General features: G+C 69.8%; 3 protein-coding genes. All 3 read right to left on the bottom strand.

What is annotated here, in order from left to right:
* Nucleotides 1-6,139 (bottom strand): RHS repeat-associated core domain-containing protein (locus ACFHWE_RS19255; RefSeq protein WP_416603066.1); only part of this gene is annotated, 6,139 nt, incomplete at its 3' end.
* A 5-nt stretch (nt 6,140-6,144) separates the two neighbouring features.
* Nucleotides 6,145-9,651: a LamG-like jellyroll fold domain-containing protein gene (locus ACFHWE_RS19250; RefSeq protein ID WP_416603065.1), complete on the bottom strand. Its 3,507-nt coding sequence runs from the start codon at nt 9,649-9,651 to the stop codon at nt 6,145-6,147.
* 143 nt (nt 9,652-9,794) lie between these two features.
* Nucleotides 9,795-11,321, bottom strand: a complete 1,527-nt coding sequence (locus ACFHWE_RS19245; protein WP_416603064.1) for an integrin alpha — start codon at nt 11,319-11,321, stop codon at nt 9,795-9,797.
* Between the last annotated feature and the right edge of the window lie 246 nt (nt 11,322-11,567).

Here is an 11,567-nt window from a genome sequence, read left to right as displayed (position 1 = left end):
CGTCGGCCATCACCACACCCGTACCGGGCGCGAAGCTGTTGCCCACACGGCACGACGCCCCCGCAGGGCCACGCGTGGAGGACGACGCCGTGTTCCGGATGGTGTTCGACGCCGCCGTGGCGGGCGGGGTCCGCGGTGTGGACGAAGCCCCACCACGGCTACCGTTACCCATCCACGACGTGATGCGGCTCACGACGGCACCGCCGCCCCGCTGGCCGACCCATTGGGCACCGGCCCGAATCGCACCGCCCAGACCGGCCCCGATAGCACCGCCCGCGAGCCCCGTGACAGCACCGAAGGCAGCCGAACCAGCAGCACCTGACACAGACCAGTCATCACGCGGGGTGTCCAGCCCGTACTGGACCAGGCTTCCCACAGCGCCACCCAGCGCGGCGCAGCCGAGAGCCCCGAATCCGGCGGTGAGTGCCGAGCACCCAACACCCACAGCCGTGCCCACGCCCACCGCGATGATGGTGTTCTTGTTCTCGCTGACCCAGCTCTTGGCGGACTGGTAGCCGGACTTCACCCCGTCCCAGGCCGAACTCGCCGCGCTGCTCACTTTGTCCGCAGCCGAGTCCAGCCAGTTCGGCCACAGACCCGAGGGGTCCGAGCGGGTCAGCGGGGTGTTGTTGGCGTAGGCGTACCCGTTGAGCTGCAACGGGTCGGACATGTCGGCGATCGGGTCCGCCGACAGGAACCGGCCCAGGGCCGCGTCGTACTCGCGTGCCCCGACCAGCACCAGGCCGGTGGAGGCGTCCATGGTCGCGCCGAGGAAACCCTTGTCGTCCGGCCAGCCCTGCCCCGAGCCGCCGCGCTCGACGCCAAAGGGCGTGAAGTAGCGGCGCACCGACGTGTCGGCGGCGGCGTCCATGGCCACCTGGCCGGTGCCCTGGTGGTCGGCGGCCATCAGGTGCACGTCGTCGGGGGTGCGCGCGGCCACCGTCTGCCCGGCGTGCTCGTAGTAGCGGGTGGCCTTCACCTCGCCGGTGATGGCGTCCGCCCGCAGTTCCATACCCGGCAGGTACAGGGTGTCGGCCTGCGGGGTGGAGTGGACGAGCCGTTTGCCGTCGGCGCTGTAGACGAACGAGGTGTCCCCGCCGGGGGTGGAGACCGAGTCCAGCTTGCCCTCGGCGTTCCAGGTGAGTTCCTGGAGCTCACCGACCAGATCGCGTTCGGTGGTGTTGCCGGCCGCGTCGTAGGCGAAGGTCGAGAGCGTGTCGCCCTGGGCGGTGCTCTGCACCACGCTCTGGACGGTGTTGGGCTGGTCCTCCCCCTCGGCGGGGTAGGTGTAGTCGCGCACCACGTCGCTACCGGTACCGGTGGTGTCGTGGTGGGTCTCGGTGAGGCGGTTGCCCGCCGCGTCGTAGGTGTAGGAGTGCCAGTAGGGCTCCGGGCCGCCCACGTCCTGGCTGGTGGGCGCCGTCTCGCAGTCGGCCGGGTCGCTGCCCGGGAGCGTCCACGCCTGGGTGAGCTGGAGCAGCCCGTCGTAGGTGAAGCACTGGGTCTGGTCGGTGCCGTCCCCGGGCGAGTCAGTGATGGACACCACGCTGCCGGAGTCGTCGTAGTGGTATCCGGCGTCCATCAGGGGCGCGGTGCCGCCCTGGCGGTCGACGCGGGTGCCGATCAGGCGCTGGGTGCCTTGCTCGTACTCGTTGGTGATCCACGCCGCCGGACCCGCTCCGGTGTCCAGTTCGATCTGCAGGGGCAGACCCGTCTGGGTGTAGTCCGTGTCGGTGACGTAGGTGGAGTCACCGGTCAGGCTGACCGGCCGTCCCAGGTCGTCGTAGTCGATGACGGTGGACTCGGCGGAGAGCCCGCCCGCCGCGGGCAGGCCCATGCCCTGCACGGTGCCGTCGGGGTTGTAGCTGACGGAGAACTCGTAGTTGCCCGACAGCGCGCCCTGCGAGGAGGGGATCCCGTAGAGGATGTTGGTGGGCCGGTACAGCTCGTCCTGGCCGATGATCCCGACCCGGAAGTCGCCCTGGTCGGTGTGCCGGGTCTGGATGAACAGCTCGCCCTTGAGGCGGGTGTCGTACTGGTAGGAGGTGAGGGGCGTCCCGGTGTCGGGTGCGCCCTCCCAGGTCTCCACCACGCGGCCCAGGTCGTCGTAGACGTAGGAGACCGTGGTGCCGTTGGCGTCGGTGGTGGAGACGAGCTGGTCCAGGTCGTCGTAGACGCTGGTGGTGGTACCGCTGTTGGGGTCGTCGGTGGAGACCCGGCGGCCCTTGTGGTCGTACTCGTAGCTCCACACCTCACCGGCCGGGGTGGTGGCCGTCTCCAGTTGGCCGCCGGGCGTGTAGGTGTAGGTGGTGGAGACGTAGTCGCCCTCGGGGAGGTCCCCGGTGTACTGGCGCTGCTCCACCTTCTGGCCGCGGGCGTTGCTGATGACCGTGGTGGGCACGCCGCCCTCGGGCGGGGTGACGTGGACGCGGTCGCCCTCGTGGACGGCGGTGGAACGCCACAGCTCGTCACCGGCCACCCGCTGGATGATGTCGGTGGCCCGGCCCGCACCGTCGTAGGTGTAGACGGTCTGGCCCTGCACGTCGCCGTTGCCGACGACGAGCAGGCTTGCCTCCGGTGCACCGACGGCGTAGTAGGCGTCGTTGGTCTTGGCGACCTTGCCGGTGCCGTTGTAGAAGGTGTCGGCGACCAGGCGTCCGCCGTCGGGGCCGGGTACCTGGACCTGCCGTGTGCGCAGGAACCCGTCGTAGATCTGGTAGGAGGTCTCGTAGGTGCCGTCGTTGCGGATGCTCTGGGTGGAGACCGCCGCGGGCGCACCGTCGGTGATGGTGTACCCGTACTTGACGTTGGGGGTCATGCCCTGGCTCTTGGGCCGGTCCGGCATCCAGACGTCGGTGGTCCTGCCCAGGGGGTCGCGGCCGACGTCGGTGCGTCGGCCGTTGGCGTCGACCTCGGCGTAGACCGCTCCGCGCGCCGGTTCGATGTGCGTGACCTGGGTGTGGCCGAGGGCGTTGGTGGCGGTGATCTCGGTGAGCAGGCCGTTGCTGTAGACGTGGTCGGTGCTCTGGGTGACCATGCCCTCGGCGTCGGTGATCTCGGTGACCATGCCGTAGTCGTCGTAGGCGAAGCCCTTGACGGTGCTGTAGACGGGGTCGCCGTCGCCGTCGCGGCCGTCGAACTCCTCCATGACGGTGATGTCGCCCTCGGTGGGGTCGTCGCCGTAGGCCCCGCCGTCGTAGTGGCGGCGCACGTCCGAGAGCAGGTCGTCGTCGGTGGCCTGCTCGGAGCAGGACACCGAGACGCTCTCCACCCGCGCGACGAGGGTGAGGATGTGCGCACCGGTGTTCTGCGCGTAGGTGGTGCGGCTGCACACGTCGTCGTCGGCGGTGGAGACGTCGCCGAGGTCGTCGACCTCTTCGGCGAGGCCGGTGCCGGTGTCGAAGGCGGTGTGGCGGGCGGTCTCCTGCCAGGAGCCGTCGGGCAGGGTGGTGTAGGAGCGCTCCGAGTCGGTGTTGGTGTACACCGCGTGGTCGGTGTTCCAGTCCTCGGTGCGGGTGGCGGTGACGTGCCGCCAGGGTTCGGAGATCGTCTTGCTGACGATCTCCTCGCCGTCGTAGGTGATCGTCTCCAGTTCGTGGCCGGCGAGTTCGTCGTGGTCGGTGTAGTCCTGGCCGGTGGAGTCGGTCACCGTCGCCGAGACTGTGCCGCCGTCGGGGTCCTCGTCGCCGTCCAGGCCGCGCATGTAGGTGTGGTCGACCCGGGTGGACATGGTCTGGCCGTCACCGTTGTACACCCGCACGGTCTCGTAGCCGCGCCACTGGTCCCAGGTGTGGTATTCCTCGTCGGTGATGCCGTTGGGCTCGGTGTGGCGCCATCCGGCGTCACCGACGTACTCGTGCCGTGTGACCTGGTCGGGTGCGCCGCCGGTCCGGTCGGTCTGGATGACCTCCTCGACCACGTACTTGTGGAACCAGTCGGTGACGGGGTCTTCCTCGCCGGGCGGGTTCCACTTGACGGGGTAGCAGCGCCCGGTCTGCTCGCCCTCGGTGGGCAGGTCGTCGTGGGCGCAGGTGCCGCCGAGGTAGTTGACGTCGACCTGTCCGCCGAACTCGGTGTAGACCGTGGACAGGCGGAAGCGGTTGAACGGCTGGATGTTGTCGCCGGGGTCGTCGACGCGGTTGGGCAGTTGGATGCCGTCGAGCTGGACCGAGGGCAGGGACTCCTGCTCCTCGCCGTCGTGGCCGGTGCGGGTGATCTCCGACAGCCACAGGGTGCGGGAACCGTCGCCGTTGTCGGTGAACAGGTGGGTCAGTTCCCAGGCGTCGACGGTCTGGTAGCCGTCACCGGTGTCGTACTGGGTGCGGATCTGTTCCAGGCGCTTGCGGGTCCAGAACGAGGGGGAGGTCTGGGTCCAGCCGCACTCGGTGTCGGCCTCGCACGCCATGTCGTAGGGCACGTCCGGCCAGTGCTGGGCTGTGTCGTCGTCCAGGCTGTCGGCGGCGCAGTCGAACTCGTCGTCGGGCAGGCAGCGCTCGGTGGTGTCGAAGACCACGCGCGCGGGGGCGTCGCCGTCGTAGACCTCACCGGCGCGCTGTCCGTAGTCGATGCGGGTGAGGTAGCCGCCGCGGGTGTAGGCGGTGCCGTCCTCGTCGACCTCGGCGTTGAGGGCGTAGTGGTTGGTCTCCTTCTCGTAGAAGTAGGTCATCACGTTGCCGTGGGGGTCCTCGACGTAGTCGAGGTTCCAGCGCCAGCCCTGCTGGCACCAGGAGTCGTCGAGGGTCGACTCGTGGCAGGGCTCGCCGTCGTCGTCACCGAAGACGGGCACGGTCCAGGCCGAGTCGGTGGTCTCGTCGCCGCTGCTCCAGCCGGGCAGCCGGTTGCGGCCGAAGTAGTACTGGGTGCCGTCGGTGGTGGTGACCTTCCAGTACTCGCCGTCGTCGTCGCCGTTCTCGGCGCCGGTGAGGCGTTCGATCTTGGAGTTGTCGTCGGCCTCCAGGCGCCACTCGCCGGTGTCGTCGTCCTTGATCAGGCTGCCCGAGGTGCCGTTGAGCATCAGGGTGGCGTTGTCGGTGGCCCAGCACTGGTCGCTCTTGGTCTCGTGGCCGTCGTCGGAGCAGGAGCCGTAGGAGCGCTCGATGTAGCCGGGTTCGTAGGAGAAGCCCTCACCGATCCAGGAGCCCTGGTTGTTGGTGGTGCTGGTGCGCCCGTCCACGGACTGGGAGGAGTAGTCCAGCGACAGCTTCGGCTGGAGGCTGGAGGGGACGGGCACCGTCTCCAGCGGGTAGGACCAGGTGAAGGCGCCCGAGGAGGTGGACACGGTCCAGGACGAGGACGGCTGCAGGGCGGTCGCGCCGTAGTCTCCACTACCGGAGGAGGTGGAGGCGGCCAGGGCGAACACGGCTGTGGCGGCGGTCCCGGGCTCGGCGGGCAGGGACGCCGCGGAGGCGGCCGGATTCCGGGCGGGGGCGCGGGCCTCGTCCGCGGCGGGGCTCTCCCCCTGGTCGGGGGAGAACAGCGCGGCGACGGTCTGAGCACTGCCGGTGTCCACCGGCTCGCCCTCCAGGGGCGTGCTGCAACCGGGTTCCCCGGGGGTGGTCAGGAAGCAGGGCGGCATGGGCCACAGGGCCAGCCGGTCCCCGTAGGAGCCGCCGTAGGCGTCGGAGAACGCCGAGTGGTCGACGTGCAGTTCCACGTCTTCGGCACCGGTCACCTGCAGGAGGAGGCCGTCGAAGCCCGCCTCCTGCGCGGCGGAGGTGTCGAGGACCTCCACCTGGACCGTGCCCTCGGCCTGCGAGGAGACGGCCTGGACCGGCAGGTCGCCGACCAGGTCCATGTCGTCGGGGTCGGCGCTGTCGCGGACCGGGACCACCGCGTCGGCGGTGGTGGGCCAGGACGCCTGGACGTCGTGTTCGGCGGCCTCGGCCAGCTCCTCGCCCATCCGCCGGGGTTCGACCTCGCCGGTGGTTCCGGTGACGGGGTCGGCCAGCTCCTGGGTGTCGGGGGCCTCGCCGCCCATCCAGTCGGGCAGGCCCTGGACCACTTGGACGAGCGTGACGATGAGGACCACGGCCATGACCGCGGCGCCCGCGGAGAGGAGAGCGGTGCGCACGCGGCGGGCCCTCCCCTCGCGGGGACGTCCGTCGTTCGGTTCGTGGGTGTCGGGGGTGGGGGTGGTCATACCGGTCACAGCTCCGGGTTCTCGGTGGTCCGGTTGAGCGCGGAGAGGAGTGTCTCGTCGGCGGCTCCGGAGTAGACGCGGACGTCGTCGACCGCTCCGGAGAAGTACTGCTGCCAGTCGTTGTCGGCCCTGGAGCGGCCCGCGTTCAGCCGAGGCGTGGGGAGCACGAGGGCTCTCATCTGGTTCTGGTCGAACCCGGTCTGCCATCCCGGTGAGAAGGGGGCGGTCTGGGCGTGGGTGCCGTTGACGTAGAAGCGGGCCTCCTGGGCGAAGGCGTCGAAGACCAGCGCCAGGTGGTCGCCGCGGTTCTCCGAACTGGGGGCGGTGTTGTCCGCGGTGAGCACGGTGGTCTGGGCCGTGTCGGTGTCCTCGTGGGCGAGGAGGGCCTCCCAGCGTCCGCTGTCGGCGCTGTAGCGGATGTCGAACAGGGTTCCGAACAGGCTCTGGGAGAGCACCGACATCGTCTCCGCCGGTTCGGCCGCGGCCAGGCGGGCTCGGACGCTGACGGTGAAGCTGCCCTGCATGACGGTCTCGTCGTAGGCGTCGGCCGCGTCGCCGTCACCGTCGAGTTGCAGGTGGCCCTGGCCCAGGAGGGCGCTGTCACCGAACCAGGGGTCGGATTCGTAGATGGCCGCGTCGCCGTCCAGGTGCATGTCCTCGCCGCCGGCGTGTTCGGGGCTGGTGCCGCCGCTGGCCTCGTTGAAGCGCCAGTAGCCGGTGCGCTCCACCGGCAGGCTGCGCAGGCGCTCGACCTCCCCGGCCGTGACGAGCCGGTCGAAGACGCGCACGTCGGCGAGCGCGCCGTGCAGGTGGCGGTCGTAGCCGCTGCGCGTGGCGGCGCGGCCGATCTGCACCTCGCCCGGCGCGTACCAGACGGTGGTGCGCTCGACGGTCCCCTCCAGGGAGCCGTTGACGTAGAAGCGGGTCAGGTTGGCGCGGCCGTCGTGGGAGAAGGCCAGGTGGGCCCACTCCCCCTCGGTGACCGTGGCCTGTGCGGAGACGGACCACCCGCCCAGGGCGTACATGTCGGATTCGGGGAAGGACAGGCGCCATGCCTGGTCGGAGGCGTCGTAGCCGAGTGTGAACCCGGGTTCGCCGGTGCCGTCCTGGGACAGGACCACCTGGTCCCGGGTGAGGTCGTCCAAGCGGACCCAGGCGGCGGCCGAGAACAGGCCGGTGGTGTCCACCAGGTGCGCGCCGGGGGCGAGGTAGGCGCCGTCGGTGCCGTCCAGGGCGGCGGCGCGGCTGGCGGTGCCGCCGGGGCCCTGGTCTCCGAAGGCGGTTCCGTCTCCAGCGGTCGCGATGTGGCCTCCGGAGGAGGCATCGGCCGCGCCTGCGGAGCCGGTGTCGTCGGCCATGCCCCACTGGCCGACGGCGGGGCGTCCGGCGTCGACGAGGAAGAGGTGGCTGGCGCGGGTGCTGACCTTGCCGGCCTGGTCGACGGCCTCGACGTAGAGGCTGTGCGGGCCCTCGCGGGTGGGGGTCCAGGCCAGGGTGGCGTCGCCGTCGCCGTCGGGGGTGAGGGTGTGGGCGGCGGAGGGGTCCTCGTTGACGCCGTAGCGGTACTCGGCCACGTCGGTGGAGGGCGAGGAGAGGGTGAACTCGCCGTAGACGCCGACGCCGTCGTGCCAGGCGTCGTCGGCGGGGAAGTCGGCGGAGGAGATCTCCGGTTCGTCGGGGGCGGTGGAGTCGTAGACGAACTCGCAGCGGGTCTGCGCGCCCGTCCAGCTCCAGGGGCTCCAGGCGTCGCCGTCGGAGGCGCGCACGATCCAGCCGATGGTGGTGTTCTCGGGGATGGTGTCGGGCACCTGGTAGGAGAAGTAGGAGCCGGCGGCCTTCTCCGAGGTGGTGTGGGTGAGTTCCTGTTCCTGGCCCTGGCCGTCGGTCCAGAACACGCGGAACTGGGCCTTGAGCTGTTCGACGGCCGAGCTGGAGTGGTCGTCGTCGTCCAGGTAGGCCGACAGGCGCGGGGCCTCGTCGACGTAGGGGCGGTCGGATCCGTAGACGCAGGCACCGCCCGGGGACAGGCTCAGGGTGTCCTGGTCGGGAGTGTCGGGGACGGTGTTGTACTGCACTTCCAGGTGGGCGTTGTCGCAGAAGCGCTTCCACTGGAGGTAGGTGGACTCGTCACCGGCGCGCAGGCCGAAGGACGTGGTGGACCAGCCGCCGGACGCGGCGCTGGAGACGGCGTCGGAGACGTCGAAGCGCACGTTCTGGTTGGTGGGGGTGCACGAACCCGCGGGGTTGGAGGGGCTCTTGGTGTCCTCGTGGGAGGCCCACGAGGGCTGGTTGCTCCAGGTGGTGGAGCTGTTGAAGCCGCCGGTGCGGTAGGCGCGCACGGGGTAGGCGGTGGAGTTGTAGGTGTGGTAAAGGGTGACGGCGAGTTCGGCGGAGAGGATCTGCTTGTCGGCGTAGGCGCTGGTGGGGATGCGGTAGAGGAGGCGTTTGGTACCGACGCCGTTGCAGTAGTAGGGGTCGCCGTACAGTTGCGGGCACTGTCCGGTGCCCTCGTGGTCCTCGCCGGAGAACTTCCAGTAGGAGGTGGAGGAGTATCCGGAGGAGACCATGGCCCAGGCGGAGAGGGTGGAGGTCTTCCACACCGGATCGATGTAGAGGGGGTAGGTGGTCTCTGGGTCGGCGACCATCTCCTGGTCGGGGCGCAGGACCAGGTCGGTGCCGTCGAGTTCGACGTCCACGGAGGAGACGCGGGAGGACTCCAGCGGCCCCTGCTCGGGGTGGTCGCCCTCGGCGTCGGCCGTTCCGGGGGGCAGGGCGCGGGGTTCGGTCGCGGTGTCCCCCTCCTGTTCCCCCTGTTCTGCGGTGTCGGGTCCGGTGGTGCCCGAGTCCCACATGAGGGGTTGGGCGGCTTCGAACACGGCGCCGCCCGCGCCGGTGTCGACCGCTTCGAGGCCGGTCCCGTTCTCGGCGAGTTCGACGCCGTCCACCTGTGTGCCCAGGCGCAGTTCGGCCAGTTCCTCGCTGGCGGCGGCCTCGGGGGTGTGGACCACCAGGACGTGGGAGAAGCCGTCGACGTCGGCGCGGACGATGAGGTCGACGTCGGGGGCCACGGCAGGGTAGCGGGCCTCGTCGCCGTCCAGTTCGGGTTCGGGCAGGGGGGTGGGCCACTGCAGGGCCATCTCCTTGCCGACCCGGTTGAGGACGGCCAGCGGCCCGTCGCCGCCCGGGGACAGGCTCAGGCCGACGGTGGCGGCGGTGGGGGTGATGGTGCCGTCGTCGTTGCGGACCAGGGTGGCGTCGGGTTCGGTCCACTGGCCGTCACGCATGACACGGACGGGGTTGATGTGCTCCAGTGCGGTGAAACTGCCGTCGGGTTCGGCGTAGACGGTGCGGCGCTCCTGGCGCAGTCCGGTGACCTCGACCCGTTCACCGAGTTCGGCGGCCTGCGCGCTGGCCTGGGCCTCGGTGGCGGCGGTGGGCTCGTCGGCGTAGGCGGTGTCGGTGCCGGTCAGGGGTGCGGTGGCCGACAGCACGGTGCTCATCGCGGTGATCACGGCGAGGGTGGTCAGGGCCGCGAGGGGCGACGTGTGAGGGTGAACGCTCTGCGTCTGGGCTGCGGTGCAGGGGCGCCGGGGGTGGGCACGGGGGATCCTTCCGGACAGGGGAGGTACGGGTCGGGTCGAGGGGCGGGGCGGGGTCAGCCCAGTGCGGCTCCGAACGCGGTTCCGCCCGCGGGTATCCCGTTCTGTCCCGGGATCCATGAGTTCCAGGTGGGTGTGCCGGACTCCAGGTCGGTCCAGGAGACGGCGTGTACGGCGCCCGGGTCGTCCGGGTCGAAGGGGGTGGCCAGGTACAGGTCGTCGGCGGTGGCGCGGAAGGACATGCCGAAGTGGCCTCCGGCGACGGGGGCGCCCAGCGCGGCGTGGCCGGATCGGTCCAGGTCGACGCGGTCGGTCACCGCTCCGGTCAGGGGGTGGAAGACCTGGACCATTCCCGCGGCCCGGTCCTGGCCCACGGTGTGGCCGGGGGTACCGACGATGAGCTTGATCGATGTGGTGGTCGCGTTCTGCCCGGGTGTGGTGTCCACGAGGCGCACGTGCTGGCCGAGGAAGTCCGAACTCTGGGCCAGGTCCATACCGCCGGTGTCGCGGTCGGCGAAGAAGAGTTCACTCCGGGTGCCGTTCGCCTGGGAGCTGAAGACGTGCACCGCGCCGGTATCGGTCTCTCCCGTACCCAGGTCCTCTCCAGGGGAGCCGATGGCGATCATGGTCTCGGTGGAGCCGTCCGCAGTGAGGTAGTCGATGGCGTGCACCGATGTTCCGGTGCGATCTCCCACTTCGGCGACATCGGTGACGCCGCCAGACACGGAGGAATCCAAGTCCTGGTTGAGGCTGCCAACGAAATCAGGCATGGTATCGGCCTGCTCGTGGTTGAACAGATGCACGTGACCGGCGAACGTCTGTGGTCCGGAAGCCTCTCCCGGAGAGCCGATCACCATGAGTGTGTCTGTCACCACCACATCGAAGCCGTAGCGGTCATTGGTCTCAGTCGCGCCGGGAACACCGTCCGTGTCCTGGTGGAAGTTGGCGGTGTAGTCACCACGGACGTACTGGATGTAACCGGCGTCCTTGACATCGCCGATGGACTCGCCGGGAATGCCGATCACCGCGTAGGGCTCACCGTCGGGCATGTTGCCCGCTGCCACAGCGTGCCCGAACCAGTCATCGGCCTCAGGGCTACCTCCGAACCCTGCGGTGTCCTGGTCCCAGACCTGAGCAGCGGCTCCTTCGCCGAGTCCTGTGGGGGATCCGTAGACGATCAGGGCCGCACCGGCCTCCTCCAGCCCGTTGACGTCCTCGTAGGGCAGACCCACGATCAGGTCGGTGCAGCCGTCGCCGTCGTGGTCGAAGGTGTCCATGGCCTCGCCGAAGCGGTCGCCCTGCCCCGGGCTGCCGGGAACGCTCCCACTCCCGCGTTCGAGGAGATGGGCGCCGCCTCCACCCCCATAGGCCACGGTGATACGGCCGGCTCGCTCGACTCCGCCGACATCGGCGTCGGGATCGCCGATCGCAAGGTCGGCGGTTCCGTCACCGTTGAAGTCCGACTCGGCACCGGCCTGGCACGTGTCCGCTTGCGCGGAGGAGGCGCCCAAGCCGACGAGAGCCATGACCATAGCGGCCGTGAGCGCGCCCGTGCGTAGCGGGCGCGGGATGGGGGGTGTCATCAAGGCTTCCTAGCGAACTTGGGTCAGGGCCCCAAACAGCACTCGGAAGCTATGGGCAGGAGAAAACGGAACGATAAAGGCCTTAGGTCACAATCTCCCAACGAAGCTGAACTCCGAATTAACGAGACAGTGTGACCCCAAGTAATCAATGCTGACGGACACTACAGCGCAAACAAGGACAAACAAGTCGAACCGGACTCAATAGTTGTATATAGGAAAGTTATGTGAGACTTCGTCTCAGAAAGA

Source organism: Nocardiopsis sp. LOL_012, from assembly GCF_048060475.1.
Classification (GTDB): domain Bacteria; phylum Actinomycetota; class Actinomycetes; order Streptosporangiales; family Streptosporangiaceae; genus Nocardiopsis.
The sequence above is the reverse complement of the archived record's forward strand: the minus strand, read 5'-3'. Positions and strand labels throughout refer to the sequence as shown.